At 44.5% G+C, this 18449-nt stretch carries 14 protein-coding genes; 7 read left to right on the forward strand and 7 right to left on the reverse strand.

All coding sequences use genetic code 11. The features are described 5' to 3' along the window. Positions 1-43: 43 nt before the first annotated feature. Entirely contained in the window at positions 44-1111 is a 1068-nt protein-coding gene (locus ORJ00_RS00630; RefSeq protein WP_306125179.1) for a Kelch repeat-containing protein, read from the reverse strand. After that, positions 1080-1790 (reverse strand): tRNA (N6-threonylcarbamoyladenosine(37)-N6)-methyltransferase TrmO, encoded by a 711-nt coding sequence (gene tsaA, locus ORJ00_RS00635; RefSeq protein WP_305973037.1) that lies wholly within the window; start codon positions 1788-1790, stop codon positions 1080-1082. The genes ORJ00_RS00630 and tsaA overlap by 32 nt, the downstream gene beginning before the upstream one ends. Positions 1791-1944: 154 nt before the next feature. Here tsaA and purU point away from each other — a divergent pair, with 154 nt between their 5' ends. Next, complete coding sequence (gene purU, locus ORJ00_RS00640; protein WP_305973039.1) at positions 1945-2778, forward strand: formyltetrahydrofolate deformylase; 834 nt, start codon at positions 1945-1947, stop codon at positions 2776-2778. 115 nt (positions 2779-2893) lie between these two features. Here purU and can read toward each other — a convergent pair whose 3' ends face one another. Beyond that, complete coding sequence (can, locus tag ORJ00_RS00645) at positions 2894-3547, reverse strand: carbonate dehydratase (RefSeq protein ID WP_305973041.1); 654 nt, start codon at positions 3545-3547, stop codon at positions 2894-2896. A gap of 309 nt (positions 3548-3856) precedes the next feature. Here can and ORJ00_RS00650 point away from each other — a divergent pair, with 309 nt between their 5' ends. Then, the gene (locus ORJ00_RS00650; RefSeq protein WP_306125180.1) at positions 3857-4387 is read left to right on the forward strand and encodes an H-NS family histone-like protein; all 531 of its coding nucleotides are present in this window, start codon (positions 3857-3859) and stop codon (positions 4385-4387) included. A gap of 56 nt (positions 4388-4443) precedes the next feature. Here ORJ00_RS00650 and ORJ00_RS00655 read toward each other — a convergent pair whose 3' ends face one another. Further along, positions 4444-5187 (reverse strand): YciK family oxidoreductase, encoded by a 744-nt coding sequence (locus ORJ00_RS00655; RefSeq protein ID WP_305973047.1) that lies wholly within the window; start codon positions 5185-5187, stop codon positions 4444-4446. 224 nt (positions 5188-5411) lie between these two features. On the opposite strand from ORJ00_RS00655, the gene ORJ00_RS00660 reads away from it, so the two are divergent. The 3 genes from ORJ00_RS00660 to ORJ00_RS00670 all read left to right on the forward strand — a co-directional run bounded on the left by ORJ00_RS00660 (position 5412) and on the right by ORJ00_RS00670 (position 9496). After that, positions 5412-7760 (forward strand): VolA/Pla-1 family phospholipase, encoded by a 2349-nt coding sequence (locus tag ORJ00_RS00660; protein ID WP_306125181.1) that lies wholly within the window; start codon positions 5412-5414, stop codon positions 7758-7760. A gap of 93 nt (positions 7761-7853) precedes the next feature. Further along, positions 7854-8849 carry a protease SohB gene (gene sohB, locus ORJ00_RS00665; protein WP_306138705.1) on the forward strand — a complete coding sequence of 332 codons (996 nt, stop codon included), beginning with the start codon at positions 7854-7856 and terminating at the stop codon, positions 8847-8849. Continuing rightward, entirely contained in the window at positions 8849-9496 is a 648-nt protein-coding gene (locus ORJ00_RS00670; protein WP_306138706.1) for a thiopurine S-methyltransferase, read from the forward strand. Before sohB ends, ORJ00_RS00670 begins: the two co-directional genes overlap by 1 nt. A gap of 27 nt (positions 9497-9523) precedes the next feature. Here the strand turns inward: ORJ00_RS00670 and ORJ00_RS00675 are convergent, their stop codons facing one another. Beyond that, positions 9524-10858, reverse strand: coding sequence for a dicarboxylate/amino acid:cation symporter (locus tag ORJ00_RS00675; RefSeq protein WP_306138707.1), 1335 nt, complete (start codon positions 10856-10858; stop codon positions 9524-9526). 172 nt (positions 10859-11030) lie between these two features. Between ORJ00_RS00675 and ORJ00_RS00680 the strand changes: the two genes are divergently transcribed. Continuing rightward, a complete protein-coding gene (locus tag ORJ00_RS00680) occupies positions 11031-13277 on the forward strand; it encodes an Ig-like domain-containing protein (protein ID WP_306138708.1) in 2247 nt (748 codons plus the stop codon). A 142-nt stretch (positions 13278-13419) separates the two neighbouring features. Here the strand turns inward: ORJ00_RS00680 and astB are convergent, their stop codons facing one another. Continuing rightward, a complete protein-coding gene (astB, locus tag ORJ00_RS00685; RefSeq protein WP_306138709.1) occupies positions 13420-14763 on the reverse strand; it encodes an N-succinylarginine dihydrolase in 1344 nt (447 codons plus the stop codon). Between the two features lie 225 nt (positions 14764-14988). Between astB and topA the strand changes: the two genes are divergently transcribed. Next, positions 14989-17574: a type I DNA topoisomerase gene (gene topA, locus ORJ00_RS00690; protein WP_306138710.1), complete on the forward strand. Its 2586-nt coding sequence runs from the start codon at positions 14989-14991 to the stop codon at positions 17572-17574. A gap of 73 nt (positions 17575-17647) precedes the next feature. Here the strand turns inward: topA and ORJ00_RS00695 are convergent, their stop codons facing one another. After that, complete coding sequence (locus tag ORJ00_RS00695; protein ID WP_306125187.1) at positions 17648-18412, reverse strand: hypothetical protein; 765 nt, start codon at positions 18410-18412, stop codon at positions 17648-17650. Positions 18413-18449: the final 37 nt, after the last annotated feature.

Genomic DNA, 18449 nt, shown 5'->3' on the forward strand with positions numbered 1-18449 from the left:
GCTAAAAAATTGCCGCCATTCTAGCAAGGCGGCAAGTGCAATTCTATTGGAGTTTTATCTGGTGATTAATCAGTTTATTGCTGACTTGCTGTTTATCTGTCATGCCACCCACAGAGTAAACCTTGCCATCTATTGTTACTAAACCACGAAGATCCATTACTGGCAGGGTATCTGCCGCATTTAGCCAGCGTTTCTCGGACGGTGAAAATAGCCAGACACTGTTATCTGGCTCTGACGCGACGGTGTTATAGCCAATACCGTTGTAGTTGTATGGGTTTGTTGTTCCACCGATAAACGCCATGACGGCTTTGCCATCAACCACAGTGTTAATGCCGGCCATGCGATAACGAGCAGTGCCGGTTGGGTGGGGAACTTTACGCCAATCAATGACATTGGCATTGTTGCCGACTTCTCCCAGATAACAGGCTGGTTCACTAACGTATTCACGTTTTTTATCAGCAAAATGTTCTAATGCGACACCATCGCAGACCAGCATTTTATTGTCGACCATGGCCGCTGCATGGCCAAACACCGGTTTGCCAGGAAAGGGTGTGGCCTGTGACCAGCGCTGAGTGTAGTTGTCGAACAGCTGCACTAAATTGACATTACCATGGTCGCTCCAACCGCTTATAATATAGATATAACGATTTTGATAGGTCAGTGCTACGGCATCATCTATTGGAACGGGGATATCATTCAGTTTGGTATAACGCTGTGTCACAGGGTCAAACCGATAACTATCTTGTGCGGTTTGTTCACTGCCATCGGCATTAACCGCAAAGCCACCAAAAATGAAAAAGTTGTTATTAAGGGCGACTGCGCTTGCTGCAATACGACCATTTAAACGCTGCTGACTTGGTACGTCTGGCATAGCGCGCCAGCCAAACTCACCCACGGTATGCATAAAGACTTTATTATGAATATCGGTTTGTTGTTTGCCCTGTCCTATGCCCATAAAACTGACAATATAGGTTTTGCCACGTACAGTGGTACTGGCAACGGCATTATTGCTTACCGGCTCGGGTAGGTCGGGCAGTGGCGATGCGGCTATCGTCATACAAGTGGTTGCCGCTGCCAGGCTACTCAGATAGCGAATGGATTTCAGTAACATGGTTATGCTCTCCGTTGACGGTCCATTTAATATTGTAGTTATACAGTGTCATGCCATAACTTTGTTCACCATCACGTTGTTTTTTATAAGATGGCCTGGGATCTTGTTTTAATACTTTCTCTATAAACACGGCTAAATCCGGGTATTGACGTTGTTGTTGACAAAATGCACTGGCGTTATCACTAAAACTCACTGTCATTGCAGTATGCGGTGCCGCATCCGCAAAGCCTCCGGCAGCGTTGGGTAGCGCATCGGAATAGGGTAAGTAAGGCTTGATATCCAACACTGGGGTGCCATCGAGTAAATCAATGCCGCTGAGTTTAAGCATGAGTTTACCGTTTTTGCGTTCTATCCCTTCTAGTTTTACGACAGATAAACCAACAGGATTAGGTCTGAAGGTTGCTCGCGTAGCAAACACGCCTTTACGGGCATTACCGCCCAGCCTTGGCGGGCGCACCATAGGAGACCAGCCTTTATCAGCGGTTTCATGGAATACGAACACTAACCAAAGGTGGCTGAAACTGTCGATACCACGCAAAATAGCATCATCGCTGTAGTTATCTTCCAATACCAGATGCCCTGTGGCCTCAGGGATTAACCCTGGCTGGCGCGGGATAGCAAATTTTTGCTTATAGGGTGACTTAACATAACCCACAACATTAAATTGAAAAGACGCCATAAGCTCCTGTGGTATTAAAGACAAAACTGAACATGCAGTATTATGCGGCTTTTTTATAAAACAACAAGTTATGCAAAAGACGTCTAAATGTCTTTGACGCTATACCCTAATGTGCGGTAAAAAAGAGTTATTAATAAATACTGTAGATACCGCTATGGAACGCAAAATTTTACTTACCGAGTGTCCTGATTCAAAAGGGCTCATCGCACAAATCACCAATATTTGTTACAAGCATCAGCTTAATATTATTCGTAATACCGAATACGTTGATCCCGTAAGTGGCCAGTTTTATATGCGAACTGAACTTGAAGGTGTGTTTAATGATCATACCCTGCTGTTTGACTTAGACCGGGCTTTGCCACCGGGATCTCAGCGCAGCCTGGTCAGCAAACGAGCAAAAAAAGTAGTGATACTGGTAACAAAAGAGGCGCATTGTCTGGGCGATATTTTAATGAAGGTGTTCGATGGCTCGCTGGCATTGAATATTGCCGCTGTGGTAGGGAATTATCCTGAGCTGGAACAACTGGCCGCCCGTTTTGAATTGCCCTATCACTATGTCAGCCACCAAGGATTAAGTCGAAGCGAGCACGAGACGGCTTTACTGGAGATCATAAAGCCTTATCAGCCGGAATATTTAGTATTAGCCAAGTTTATGCGCATTTTAACCCCAGCGTTTGTGGCGCAGTTTCCAAGTAAAATCATCAATATACACCATAGTTTCCTGCCTGCGTTTATTGGCGCAAACCCTTATCAACAGGCTTTTGAGCGCGGTGTTAAAATTATTGGTGCAACAGCACATTTCGTTAACGATGATTTAGACGAAGGGCCAATTATTCAGCAGATGGTGGCACAGGTCGATCACAATTTTAGTGCTCAGGATATGGCTCGCGCGGGGCGGGATGTGGAAAAGTCAGCCTTAAGTAAAGCCTTGCAATTGGTCGTAGAGGACAGAGTCTTTGTGCACGGGAATAAAACGGTTATTCTTTAATAAACGGAATAAAGCACAAACTGTAGCTGGTATTCTTTGTTTTGTTACCTAAACAATGTGATGCCTCATACTGGTCTGAGCCATGATGAGGCAAAATATGCCGCTTAAATCAAGCTTATTCGCTATCAGTTGAATTTGTCAGGTCTAGCGTATAAATGTTATCAAGGTTATCAATACAAGCGTGGCTTACGCGCAAATCTTTTACGCGGCCATTACGCAAACTATAAACCCAACCATGAACAGTCAGTGGCTGGCCACGTTCCCACGCTTCTTGCACAAAGCTGGTGTGACACAAATTGCGAACTTGTTCCATCACATTCAATTCTATCAATCGATTTAGCCGTTCACCTTCATCAGCGATAATATCGACTTCATCACGATGCATAGCATAAACATCTTTAACGTTACGCAACCAGTTATCGACAAAACCAACCCGTTGTTTTGTCATGGCTGCTTTCACACCGCCACAGCCATAATGGCCCACAACTATAATGTGCTTTACCTTTAAAATATCGATAGCGTACTGCAGTACGGACAAGCAGTTCATGTCGGAATGTAGTACCAAATTAGCGACATTACGGTGCACGAATAACTCACCAGGTAATAGACCGACTATTTCATTAGCTGGGACGCGGCTATCGGAACAGCCAATCCATAAATATTCAGGTGCTTGTTGTTCTGACAGTTGCTTAAAAAATCCTGGCTGGTCCTTTTCAATTCGGTCAGCCCAGTTCTTGTTGTTAGCAAACAGTTGTTTAAAATCAGGCATACTTATACCTTGAATTGATAATCGCGATAAGATAGCCGATCTTACCTGTTTTTAGAGCACCGACCAGCAAAAATCTCACTTTCTATTGGATAATAGCTACTGTGATAGGGTTTTATTATTTTTAGAATAACAAAAAATAGTACATTTGTTATTATAAAATGTTTTAATGTGCCATCGTGCATAGTATTGAATAATTATTAACTCAAGCTGAATGAGGAGATTTTTAATTTTATAACATTATTTGTTTTGCCTTTATTTTTTTTGGCTGATTGATTATGCTGTTAGCATTAGTTATTAAAGGAGATTGTAATGTCAATTTTATTAGATAAACGTGAGCTTAAAAAAGCAGCTAAAGAGCTAACACTCGCTAAATTAACAGAAGTGATTGATGTCCTTAATTCGGTTTTAGCTGAACGTCAAAATGAAGTTGAGTTGATTACGCAATTAGAGCAGTTAGCGAAGTCGCAAGGATTCACCCTGGAGCAGTTAGGTTATAAGTTAAACAATGAAAATGTTATTGTTGCTGCAGCGGATACGTCTGCGAAGACAGCAAAGCGACCAACCAAGCCAAAATTTAAAACAATTAATAAAGACAGCCAATATTTTTATGTCGAAAATGGCCAACTGCAGTTATTGCGTACTCATACGATGAAAAAGGGCTTGCAGGCGCGAGGTATTGATGTGGTGCCGGTTGCCAAGGTAGAGAAAAAATATGCAAAGCAAATTGATGGTTTGATCGCTGAAGCCACTGCACAAGCAGTTGAGAATTTTAATGCCAAAGTGGGAGCCTGGAACGAATGGGCCGCTGCAAATGATGAAGAAATTTTGACGGCAAAGTAAAATGATTTAATAATAAATAACCCGGCCATGTGCCGGGTTTTTTTATTTGCAATGAGTTACTTTATCTGGGCATCCAGAGATTGGCCATTGACGTCTTTACTGTCGTCACTCATTAAATATAAATATAACCACATTAAATCTGCCGGCGTTTTAAGCAAGCTAACATCTTCCCCAGGGTAAGCACGACTACGCATTTTTGTACGGGTGGCGCCAGGGTTTATACAATTTACTCTTACTGTCGTATTATCAAACTCATCGGCCATAATTTGCATCAGGCCTTCAGTAGCAAATTTTGATACAGCATAGGGCCCCCAAAACGCTCGCCCTTTGCGCCCAACACCAGACGACGTAAACACAATCGATGCAGACTCTGAACGTTTTAATACGGGGATAAGCGCTTGGCTTATTAACATAGCTGCGGTAACGTTTACCTGCATTATGTCGTTCCAGGTTGGCAGGTCAATATGTTCAAAAGGGCTTAGAACACCAAGTATGCCCGCATTATGCAATACGCCATCAAGTTTACCGAATTCTGCCTGTATTGTTGATGCCATATCGCGGTAATGTTTTGCGGTAGCACCTTTTAAATCCAACGGTATGATAGCTGGTTCTTTGCCGCCTGCGGCGATAATTTCATCGTAGACTGCTGTTAGTTTACTGACGGTCTTTCCTAGCAATATCACTGTAGCACCGTGGCTAGCATAAGTTAATGCTGCCTCTTTGCCAATACCGTCACCGGCTCCGGTAACCAATATTACTTTATCTTTTAGTGCGTCATTAGCTGCTTGATAACTTTGCATAAACCTTAACCTCTTGCCGCAAAAACGGCGCAAGCATACTCGCAATTAGGTCACTTTGCACCTTTCTTAGCGGATTCTGTATTTTTCAGCTAGCGAATTGCTTAGGTTTGAGTTAACTTTAACTGGTCGTAGCTGTTGCAGCTATATGAATAGAATTACCAATAAGCAAAACGAAAATTTGTTTTGCATATAAAAAAGAAAAAATAAGGATAGGGGGAGAAACTATGAACAAGCTGGCACTCAGTGTAGCTGTAACACTCGCACTTGGTTTGACCGGGTGTGGCAGTGAGTCTTTAGATGACATTAAAACCGAAGTCGGTGAAAACACCGTAAAACCGTATTCACGCGTCGTTTTCGATCCGGCTGCCAGTACCCCACGCCTATCAGTACCCAATGATTTGTTGTTCCAGGGCACAATGGATGGCACCTTAACGCTGGATGCTGGCCCAACACCAGACTACACGAACCCTGAGGTTGCGTTAGGTGCACTGGACGGTTGGTCAACCCAAAACCCGTTTACCATGGCAGTTGACCTTGCACCTGGCGCGACGCTGGTTGCAAGTTCAGTACAACAACCAGGTGCAGTGCGTTTGTATGAAATGGTAATGCAAGATCCAGCCTCAGCGGTTGATGAATGTCAGACTCCATTTAGAGGTTTTGCCTGCCAAGCCGTTGCTGAGTTAACCTTTGGCCAGGATTTTGTCACAACAGTGAGTGGCAACAACATTGTTGTTGTTCCTTTAAAACCGCTTAAATCTGCCACAACCTATATGTCGGTGTTAACGTCGCTGATTGAAGATAGCAACGGTCAATCTATCGCTCCTTCAACGTCCTATGAATTGGTAAAACAGGACGATGATGCGCTACCACTTAGCACCCCCTCACAAATTTCATTACAGAAGCTTATTAATAGTTTTGAAGATGCGATTGAAGCTGAAGGGGTTGATCGCGATAGCATCATTTACACTGCAGCCATTACTACTCAATCTACAACGAATGTGCTGGCAACCGTGAAGTCATTGATGGCCGCACCTGGTTCACCGTACGCGCCAACATCTTTTGGTGTGCAAGCCGTTGCACCAGTGTCTATGATCCCTGGTACGCCATTAACCGGTAATCCGTCTTTTGACAATGTAATACTGTATCAAGGCAGTGTTAAGCTACCTTATTATCTTGGCGCTCAAACTGCTGAAGCACCAACGGCGCCGCTAAGCACCCGTTGGATGGCGGCATGTGATAGTGGCGCAATTTTAGCCCAGGCACCTGAAGGTGTTATTCCTGAATCACCGGTGTCAGTAAATGATGGTTTGTGTGCTGCATTATCGCAAGGTCAATTACGCGATTTGGGCTTAGACAGCGCACGTCACCTGACCAAGTTTAATACCATCCCTAAAATTAATTCTTATGAAACTGTTCCGGTTCTTATGACGGCTCCAAATGCACCAACACCGGCTACGGGATGGCCGGTTGTTATGTTGACGCACGGTATAACGTCTTGCAAAGAAAACATGCTGGCGGTTACTGCGGCTTTAACACAACAAGGTTTTGCTACTGTAGCAATGGATCAACCGTTACATGGTGACAGAGGTTTTGCTGGTATTAATGCTTCTGGCTCGGGCTGTGGTATTTCTAACGGCAATGCAACTGTTTACATGAACTTGTCAAACTTGTTGGTGACCCGTGACAATTTGCGCCAAAGCGTTGCAGATATTTTGGCGCTGCGCTTAGCACTTAATAGTGTGCAAGGTATCTCATTGGATATGTCAAATGTGCAGTTGTTGGGTATTTCACTGGGTTCTATAACCGGCACATCTGCTGTAGCTATAGCCAATAGCCCAAGTGGTAATCAGATGTTAGATGCGGCTTATAGCATTAAATCAGCAGCGTTAACTGTACCTGGTGGTGCTGTTGCTAACTTCTTGCTTGAATCTGCAAGTTTTGGTGGCCTGATCAAAGCGAGCGTTATTCTGGGATCGCCGGCACTTCAGCCTGGCTTTGTGCAATATTTAGCAACAGAAGGCACGCCATGCCCCGAGTTAATAGCTAATCCAGCTAGCTTTACTGGCTGCGCGGCGCAGTATGTCGATGCATACGTGGCAAGCCTGCCGGGTGCTAGCAATGGTGCTGCAACGTTAGCAACAATACAAGCGACGCTGGCACAGTTTGCTTTTGCAGCGCAAACGGTAACGGATAGTGGTGATCCTAATAACTACGCACAATTACTGGCTGTAACTGAGACGCCAGTCTACATTGCTGAAGTTATTGGTGATGGCATTAACTCATCTACTTCAGACCGAGTTATCCCAAATCAAACTACAGGTATGCCACTGGGTGGTACTGAGCCTTTAGCACGTTTACTGGGTGCAACAAGCATTGACACGACTGCTGGTCCACAGGCCTTAGCGGGTAATGTTATTGCGCGTTTCACCGCGGGTAGCCATAGTTCTCTGCTAGACCCTTCATCGAGTGTGGCTGCAACAGTGGAAATGCAAACACATGTTGCGTCGTTCTTAGCGAGCAAAGGCACTGCATTAGTAGTTGCAAATCCAGGCGTTTTGGCACCAGCCAATTAATCACGTCAATAAACGTTAAAGCCCGGTTCGCCGGGCTTTTTCTTTTCTGCTAAGGCGATACAATATCGCAAACGAAAATGAAAGGATTGATACGTGGAATTTTTATACGAATACGGGTTGTTTTTTGCCAAGACACTGACGTTTGTTGTTGCCATTGCCATTATTGTTGGGGTTGTTGCCGGTGCAGCCACCGTAAAAGGTAAGCCGAAAAAAGGCCAGTTATCGGTAACCGATTTAACCGAACAATATCAGACAATGGCGGAAGAGTTTCAACAGCAGCTTTTGGGTAAGAAGGCATTTAAGCAATGGCAAAAAGCACAGAGTAAAAATAAAACTAGCGTTAAGCCAAAATTATTTGTTGTTGATTTTAATGGCAGTATGGATGCCCGTGAAGCTGAGTCGTTAAGGGAAGAAGTCACCGCGATACTTGCAGTGGCAACGAAAGAAGATGAAGTGTTATTGCGGTTAGAAAGTGGAGGCGGTGTAGTTCATGGATATGGCCTGGCAGCATCACAATTGGATAGATTACGCCAGCAACAGATTAATCTAACTGTGGCTATAGACAAGGTTGCAGCCAGTGGCGGCTATATGATGGCTTGTATCGGTAATACTATTTTAGCGGCACCTTTTGCTATCGTTGGATCTATTGGTGTGATTGCGCAAATTCCAAATTTTAATAAATTGCTGAAAAAACACGATGTGGATTTCGAACAGTTTACCGCCGGGGAATTTAAACGCACCATTACGTTATTTGGTGAAAATACCAACAAAGGCAGGCAGAAGTTTCAGCAAGAACTGGAAGACACTCATGTGTTGTTTAAACAGTTTGTGCAACAGCACCGGCCTCAGCTTGATATTGATACCGTTGCCACCGGTGAACATTGGTTCGGCCATCAGGCGCTGCCGTTGAACCTGATTGATACTATCCAGACCAGTGATGACTATGTTTTGGCCCAAATGCCGCAGCGACATGTATTTCAGGTTAAATATCAATTACGCAAAGGTTTAGCAGAAAAAGTCGGCATGGGCTCCGCGGGTATAGTGTCGCATTGGTGGCAAAAGTTAATTCAACACGCCTGGTTACGATAATGGACGCAACTTTTTGGCATGCTCGGTGGCAGCAAAATGAACTAGGGTTTCAGCTTGAGGCTGCCCATCCTTTGCTGCAGAAATGGTTAGCACATGTTGACTCAGGTAAAGGGCCGGTTTTAGTGCCGTTATGTGGTAAGTCTCCGGATATTCAGTACCTGGCAAATTTTTCTTCAGTTGTTGGCGCTGAGCTGTCACCTATAGCGTGCCGCGATTTTTTTATTGAGCAAAACAGAGCGTTCACCCAAACCCAAGTTGGTGATTTTAACTGCTTTCAAGGTGATGCTATTACTTTATGGCAAGGAGATTTTTTCGCGTTAACGCCACAACACACTGCAGGTTGTAGTTTTGTTTATGACCGCGCTGCACTTATAGCGTTGCCTGAAACCATGCGGCAGCAATACGCTAGGAAATTACAGCAGTTGCTACCTGGTGGCAGTAGAATTTTATTAATTACCGTTGAATATCCGCAGCATGAGAAGCAGGGACCACCATTTAGTGTCTATCGGGAGGAGTTGGAGTCACTATTTCCAACTGCGGCTATCGAGGTATTGGAAAAACTGAATATAACGGGTAAAGGTTTCGCCAGGCGCAGATTCGATACCTCAACATTATTTGAAGTCGCCTACTGCATTACGCTGCCTTAATAGCAGCGTAATATCTGATAGGGCGTGTTATCGCAGGTGGTGGAAGTCTACGTCTTCTTCTTTACATCCTGCATTTTCATCATCAAATACGGTTTGATCAAAAGCGCCTTCGCTTTTACCAACGATACACGACACCATGGCGTCGCCTGTTACATTTACTGCAGTGCGAGTCATGTCTAACAAGCGGTCTACACCAATAATTAACGCGATACCCTCTACCGGTAAGCCAACTTGCTGCAATACCATCGCCAGCATTATAAGGCCAACCCCGGGCACACCCGCAGTGCCTACTGAGGCTAATGTCGCTGTTAAGACCACCATAAGATAATCTGTTAAGGTTAAATCCACACCAAAAACCTGAGCAATAAACACCGTTGCAACACCTTGCATAATGGCAGTGCCATCCATGTTAATGGTAGCGCCAAGCGGTACGGTGAAGGATGCAATGCTGTTTTTTACCCCCAATTTTTTCGTCACAGTTTCCATTGTCACCGGCATAGTTGCATTACTGCTTGACGTACTAAAACCAAATAAGGCGGCATCCTGCATTTTTCGGAAAAAAATCATAGGGTTTAGGCCCGACAGCAATTTTAAGATAATGGCATAGCTCACCACACCATGTATCAACAACACCGCCATTACAACACCAAAATATTTTGCCAAGCTCGCAATCGTTTCAAGCCCCAAGCTGGTAAAGAGTTTCGCCATCAGGAAAAACACACCATAAGGTGCCAAATTCATTAGTAACGTCACCAGTTTCATGATGACATCACTAAGGTCGGAAAACACACTAGCAAGCCTTTCACCCGCTTTGCCACTCATTGCCATGGCAAGGCCAAAAAGTACCGCAAAAACGATAATTTGTAGCATGTTGCCTTTGGCCATAGAGTCTATAGGGTTACTGGGGAAAATATTGATAAACACTTGTGATAATGCCGGGGCTTCGTTTGGATTAAACGTCGCGTCCGACTGCATTTGCACACCATCGCCCGGACTAATTAACAAAGCGGCAAAAATGGCCAAACTTATTGCTATCGCGGTGGTAACCAAATACAAGGCAATGGTTTTGCCCCCAAGCCGGCCAAGCGCCGAGGTGTCTGAGAGCGAACAGGTTCCGCACACCAAAGAGACAAAGACTAATGGCACAACCAGCATTTTTAAGCTTGCGATAAAAATTTCGCCACCAATGTGAAAAAATCCGTCAACAAAAAGGGCTTTTAACGCGATGTCCATGCCTAGAATGTGCAGTATGCGATCGTCTTGTCCTGCCAGCAGTAATTTAAAAACAAAACCAACCGCTATACCCGCAATCATGCCTATTACAATGCGAGCTGTTAATCCCAGCTTTTTTTTATTTGTCATAAAATTCGAATAATATTATGTTCCTAATGGCGCTAAGCCTAACAGGTTGAACATGCGAAAGGCATATTTAGACAAATTTTTTTTCAAAATAGCTGTAACGTTTGTAAGATTAATGGTTTAAGATACAGAATTAACAAAAACTATATAATAAATACAGCTAGGGAGAGTTTTCATGCGAAACATCCAGCAATTTCTCATTGCATTAATGGTGATATCATTGGCTGCTTGCAGTGGTGGTGGCACATTAGATACAGGTGGCACAGGTGGTGGGGGTAATACGCCTGTCTATACCTTGAGTGTTAATTTATCAGATGCCGGTGGTGCTGAGTCAACTGCGTTGTCGCAGGACACGCCATTAACGGCAACGGTAACGCTAACGGCAACAAATAGTGGTGTCGTTGCTAATAAATTGATTGCATTTACCTTGAATGATACTGACCTGGCTAGCTTTGCTAATGCTGCGGGCACGGCGTTAACTAACGCCAATGGCGTAGCGACGATTGGCTTGCTAGTGGGTAATAAAAGCGGTGCGGGCACGGTAACAGCAAGTTACGACAACGCTACCATCAGCGCAGGCTTTAACTCCGCCGGTGATGGCGGTGACACTGTCGATGTTACCGTTGGTAGTGTGTCATTAATTGCTGACTCGCTGATGTTAGGTTCTGGTGCTGGCAGTAAGGTCGAATTAACGGCGTTAGTGCGTGATACTAATAATGTTGTGCTGGAAAATATTCCGGTGACCTTCGCAACTGATTCTGGCGAACTAACACAAATTGACGATGTAACGTTAGAGAGTGGTGTAGCAAAAGCAACGTTAACCACTCAGACAGATAAGCAGCTGCGTGACATTACCGTAACGGCACGTGTGCAGCAGCAAAGCTCAGTATTAACCGTTGCCGTAGTTGGTACAACGTTGCAAATTGCCGCGCCAACTTCTGTTGTTCTTGGCGATACAGCCGTAATTGACATTTTTTTAACTGACTCAAATAATACTGGTATTCAGGGGACGGAAATCGAAGTGGTTTCAGCACTGGGTAACACCATCAGTGATACCTCTCCACAAACTGTTGGTGCAGCAGGTAAAGCTAGTTTTACCTACACCGCTGTAAATAGTGGTTCTGACACCATAACAGTATCGACTTTAGGCGCCTCTAATGGCGCAACAATAAATATTAGTGCTGATGCATTTTCATTTTTAGCAGAAGCAAATGAGGTAAACCAATTACTTGAAGTGCCACTTGATAGTGCACAATCAGTGAATGTAGAGTGGTTAGTTAACAATTCGCCAAATGTTGGCGCTGAAGTAACTTTCAATACGACACGTGGTGAAATTGCTGATACGGCTGCTAATTTAGCGGGTGCAGTGTCTGCTGGAAATATAACTGATGCTGAAGGTAAAGCTCAGGCTGTTGTGCGTTCTGAATATGCTGGTTTAGCAACCCTTAGTGCTACTGGCGGGATTGATGAAGGTTCGGTAAGTGCGAAAAAGACAATTGAATTTATTGCAATAAACCCAACAACGGTAGAAGTTCAAGCATTTCCTGCGCAGGTTGGGCCTGGTGAAACCAGTGCAGTGCGCGCGATAGTGCGTGATGTAAACAATAATCCGGTAAAAGGCCAAACCATAGTATTCTCATTAGATAACTCTGCTGGCGGCCTGATTAGTGCGGGTACCGCGGTTACCAATTCGCAAGGTGTAGCGTCGACGGTATTTACTGCCGACACTAACACTGGGGCTGGGGTTAATGGCCTTAACTTACAGATCAAAGGTACCCTGCAAAGCAATAGCACTATTAGTGGGATGACCGATATTGCAGTAGGTGAAAGAACCTTGTTCTTCCGTTTTGGTACAGGTAATACTATTACTAAGCCGAATCAGAGCATGTATGCGAAAGAGTTTTCTATTATTGTAACGGACAGCTCAGGAAATCCGGTTGCAAATCAGCAGTTAAATGTAGCTGCTGTACCTGTTTCTTACGGTATAGGTTATTGGGTTAAAGACCCTCAACCGCCTGAAGCTTTTAAAGTATGGGCTTCATTAAGATTACACACTTGTGCTAATGAAGATCAGGACTTAAATGGCATTTTAACCTTGGTAGATGGACAGCCAGGTACCGGCGAGGATCGTAATACAGATGGTCTTTTAACACCGGGCAATGCTGCAACAGTACCGCAAACCGTTACTGCTGATGAAAATGGTATTGCAACGTTTGAGGTGTTGTATCCACAGGATCACGGTGCTTGGTTAGATTTAAGGATACAGGTGTCTGGCTTTGCAGCGGGTACTGAGAACGTGGCATACAGAGAGTATAATTTGACAGTATCGTCGGAAGATACCACCAATGAAGCTTCACCACCGCCGAGAAATCCTTTTGGTGCAATTAACGATTGTTTCTCTCCACCAAAGTATTTTGAATAGTGTTTTAGACGTATTCGTTGGTTAAATAAAACCCCAGCGCTTAACGCCGGGGTTTTAGTTTTGACGCTGATGTATTAGTTTAAAGTACCGGGTGATATTAAAAAAGGGAGCCAGAGGCTCCCTTTGTTTTTACTAGTGAATATTAATCTTGCTGGAATTGATACACTGAACCCAGTTGTAATATCTGCGTTAGTTCATCAAGTGCGGTACGTGACTCAAGCAGTAATTGCGGGTCGACCAAATCAGCTTCGCTTAGTTGATCGCGGTAATGCTTATCAACCCACTGGTTTAATATGGTAAATAAACTCTCGTTCATTAACACATGTTGATTAAGCGCTTGCTTTTCGCCTTCGCTCATCGCAACCCGCAACCGTAAACACGCCGGGCCGCCACCATTTTGCATACTTTGTTTTACATCGTAGTAATGCACATGCTTAATGGGCGTATTACGCTGGGTAAGCTCGGCTAAGTAGGCTGAAACCGCAGGGTTATCCTGGCTTTCTGTCGGTGCAATAATTGCCATTTCGCCATTAGGCAGTGTAATGACCTGCGTATTAAACAGATACGTTTTAACGGCTTGCTCAACAGTTACTTCCGAGTCTTTCACTTCAATAAGGTGTAGTTCGGTGTCGTTACCAAATTTGCGTTGTAGTTCAGCAAGTTTATGCTGCGTATCAACAAAAGCTTGCTGATGATAAAACAGCACGTTTTGGTTACCTACGGCAATAACGTCGTTGTGAAACACACCTTGATCTATAACATCGGGGTTCTGCTGAATATAAACCACATGCTCATCACTTAAACCATGTAAGCGGGCAACCGCTTCACATGCTTCAAGTGTGTGGCGGGCAGGGTAGCGTTTAGGTATTGGTTTGCTGCTGTCAAATGCATATCGTCCAAACACAAACAGTTCTACGCCTTGTTTGCCGTAGGCACTGCAAAGTCTGGTATGATTGGCTGCGCCTTCATCACCGAAGTGATCATTGTCCGGTAAATGTGTATGATGCGCAAAATGTTTAGGGTCACGGAACATAGCCTGCAAAATTTTGCCGGTAGTGACAGGCTCTAATGAGCGGTGGAATTTGTTGGTTAAATTAGCTGGTGTAAAGTGTATTTTGCCATCTGCAGTGTCTGCACTGGGTGAAATAGTGGCAGCATTGGCTGTCCACATGCTTGATGCAGAGCACACAGCTTTAAACACAGCAGGCGCCTGTTTGGCGGCTTTTTCTATAACCTGGGCGTCTGTGCCGGTAAAGCCCAGACGACGCAGTGTATAGACATCAGGGCGTTCTTGTGGTGCTAATACCCCTTGAACCAAGCCCAAATCGTGTAAGGCTTTCATTTTACTTAAGCCTTGCTTAGCCGCTTGTCTGGGGCTTGAGCTATTTTTGGCATTAGAAAGCGAGGCAACATTGCCGATAGATAAACCGGCATAGTTGTGGGTTGGCCCTACCAGGCCATCGAAGTTTGCTTCAAAAAATTTCATATTTGCTTTATATCCTTTATTTGGAATGGGCACTGTTTTTATTATTTTTGCGGCCGCTTAGGATGCTTCATTTGTTTTGGCGAACGTTTCGCCAGACAGCTCTTAATTTGAGCTGGTTTGCATAATAATGAGTTTATTCACTTGTCACAACTGCGGTTTGCGGATATATGTTAAAAAAGCAGCATTGTTGGCATGCACTGAAAAGATAGGGACCACAGGATTAAGATGGCGAAATCACTGGTTATAGTCGAATCACCGGCAAAAGCGAAAACGATTAACAAGTATTTGGGTAAAGACTTTATCGTCAAATCGAGTGTTGGTCATATTCGTGATTTGCCTACGAGTAGTAGCAAAGAAAAATCAACGGATAAAAAAACGCTGAGTAAAGAAGAAAAAGCCTACCAGGCGTTGGTAGACCGTATGGGTATCGATCCGGAAAACGGCTGGAAAGCACGTTACGAAATTTTGCCCGGTAAAGAAAAAGTGGTGAAAGAGCTCAAAGCACTTGCTGAAAAAGCCGATACCGTATATCTGGCAACGGACTTAGACCGAGAGGGAGAAGCTATTGCCTGGCATTTGCAGCAGATTATCGGTGGCGAAGAGCAGAAATTTAAACGTGTGGTATTTAATGAAATTACCAAAAATGCCATTCAAAGTGCGTTTAACGAACCTGGTGAGGTTAATGTCGCTCGGGTAAATGCACAGCAAGCCAGACGGTTTTTAGATCGCGTCGTCGGTTTTATGGTGTCCCCTTTACTTTGGAAAAAAGTGGCTCGCGGCTTGTCCGCCGGGCGCGTGCAATCTGTAGCCGTGCGTTTAGTGGTCGAACGCGAGCGTGAGATTAAAGCCTTTGTCCCGGAAGAATACTGGACGGTAGCAGCAGATACTTTAACTGCGGCAAAACAGGCATTGCAATTAGATGTGACCAAGCAACAGGGCAAAGCCTTTAAGCCCGTTAATAAAGCGGAAGCAGAAGCCGCATTAGCCACCTTGAATACTGCTGGATACAAGGTGCTGGAGCGCGAAGATAAACCCAGTAGCAGCAAACCGCAAGCGCCGTTTATTACCTCTACTTTGCAACAAGCCGCCAGCACAAGGCTAGGCTATGGTGTTAAGAAAACCATGATGCTGGCTCAACGTCTATACGAAGCCGGTCACATCACCTATATGCGAACCGACTCAACGAATTTAAGTGCAGATGCGGTTAACGCGTGTCGTGACTATATCGTTGAGCAGTTTGGTAATAAGTACTTGCCCGAGCAACCGCTAAGCTATGGCAGCAAAGCCAACGCACAAGAAGCACATGAAGCGATACGGCCTTCAGATGTTGACGTGCTGGCTAGCAGTCTGGCAGATATGGAAGCTGATGCACGCAAGCTGTATGAATTGATTTGGCGTCAGTTTGTCGCGTGTCAGATGCCACCCGCATTGTATGACGTCACTAATATTATCGTGCAAGCGGCAGAATTTGAATTAAAAGCCAAAGGGCGGGTATTACGTTTTGATGGTTGGACTAAAGTACAGCCAGCCGTTAAGCGAAAAGACGAGGAAGATAGCCTGTTGCCCGACGTAAAGCCTGGTGAAATGCTGCAGCTGGAGCAATTACACAGCGCTCAGCATTTTACCAAGCCAACCGCGCGCTTTAGCGAAGCCAGTTTAGTTAAAGAGCTTGAGAAGCGTGGTATTGGCCGGCCATCTACGTATGCGTCAATCATTTCTACTATTCAAGACCGGGGTTATGTGCGGGTTGAGAATAAGCGCTTTTATGCGGAAAAAATGGGCGAGATTGTTACAGACAGATTAGTTGAAAATTTTAACGACTTAATGAACTACGATTTTACCGCCAATATGGAGCTGAAGTTGGATGATATAGCCAACGCCCAGGCGCAGTGGCGCAAAGAGCTCGATAGTTTTTACGGTGATTTCTCGCAAAAGTTGAAAACGGCTGAGAACGATCCTGAACAAGGTGGCATGCGATTAAATCAGGTTGTTATTACTGATATCGTTTGTCCAACCTGTGGCCGAGCCATGGGTATTCGTACTGCGTCAACCGGGGTGTTTCTTGGGTGCTCTGGTTACAATCTTCCGCCTAAAGAACGTTGCACTACCACGATGAATTTAGTGCCAGGCGATGAAGCGGTTAAGGTTGTTGACGATGAGGAAATGGAAACTGAAGCATTACGGCAGAAAAAGCGTTGTGCCAAGTGCGGAACCGCAATGGACAGCTATTTAATTGATGAGCAGCGCAAATTGCATGTTTGTGGGAATAACCCGGCTTGTGATGGCTTTGATGTTGAGCAGGGCAGTTTCAAGATTAAAGGCTACGATGGCCCGCTAATTGAATGCGATAAATGCGGTTCAGATATGCAATTAAAGTCAGGCCGATTCGGTAAGTACTTTGGTTGCACCAATTCGGAGTGTAAAAATACCCGTAAGCTGTTACGCAGTGGAGAAGCCGCGCCACCAAAAGAAGATCCGGTGCATTTGCCTGAACTTAAGTGTGAAAAATCTGACGCTTATTTTGTGCTGCGAGATGGGGCGGCAGGTTTATTCCTTGCCGCGTCTACGTTTCCTAAATCACGTGAAACCCGGGCTCCATTGGTTGCTGAACTGGCTCAATTTCGTGAACGTTTATCACCGAAGTTTTATTATTTAGCCGATGCCCCGGTAAAAGATCCGGATGGAAATCCGGCGATAGTGCGTTGGAGCCGTAAGACGAAACAACAATATGTCATGTCTGAGCGAGACGGCAAAGCAAGTGGCTGGTCAGCGTGGTTTGAGAATGGCAAATGGGTTGTAACGAAAAGCTAGTGTGTTAATGACTAAAAAGGGGTTGCCACTGCAACCCCTTTTTTAAATGTACTTTATATACATTAAACGGTTATTACCATTTGCGTTTTGGTGCAAATAACTCGTCCAGATCTTTGTTTTCTTTTTCTTCTTTCTTTTCGCGATCCCGCATATTGCCTTCTTTAAGCTCACTGGCTATATCTTGTAAGGCTTGTATTACTTCTGACTTTCGCGTTGTAGAATAGTCATCTTGATGTGGTGTGTTACTCAGTGCAGTAAGCGCTTTTTCATAATATTGCCTTGCTGACCCTAGCATGTTGTTTGTTCTGGCCTGGCTACCGCGTTTTATCTGGCTTTCTACGTTTATTTTAAGCTGTAAGATTTCCAGGCGCTTGTCTTCCTGTATCACCATTTGTGTATCAACATTGCCTCGGGCGTGCTCTGCGCGCAGTACTGTGCGCAGTTTTTTAATGCCTTTAATCATGCCAATCAACTGTTGATCATTGTCTGGCAACGCTACCGCATCAGACATGCTATTTGTATCTGAATTACTATCGGCAAGTCGCTTTTCCGTTTCTTCTAGTCGCTGCTTAATGTCTCTGGCGCTGCTCTCCAATTCAACCATTGCTTTTAACGTTAATGCTGTACGCCTGAGTAGCATTTGACTCATACCTGGAGACATTGGCACATTTGGCGAATTAACCAACAGCTCTTCAGTGTCTTCTAATATTGTCCGAAGCTTACTGAATTCTGCTCGTCTTAACGTCGCCAATCGCTCTTTATGTTGTTGAATGGCATTGACTATTACAGCAATAACGACCAGTGCAATTACCAGTGTTATTATCAAGGTTAACAGCATCTAAACCTCATTCCAGACTCAGTTTTATCATCATATT

The sequence above is a fragment of the Rheinheimera baltica genome, assembly GCF_030731985.1.
In the GTDB taxonomy this organism is placed as follows: Bacteria; Pseudomonadota; Gammaproteobacteria; order Enterobacterales; family Alteromonadaceae; genus Alishewanella; species Alishewanella baltica.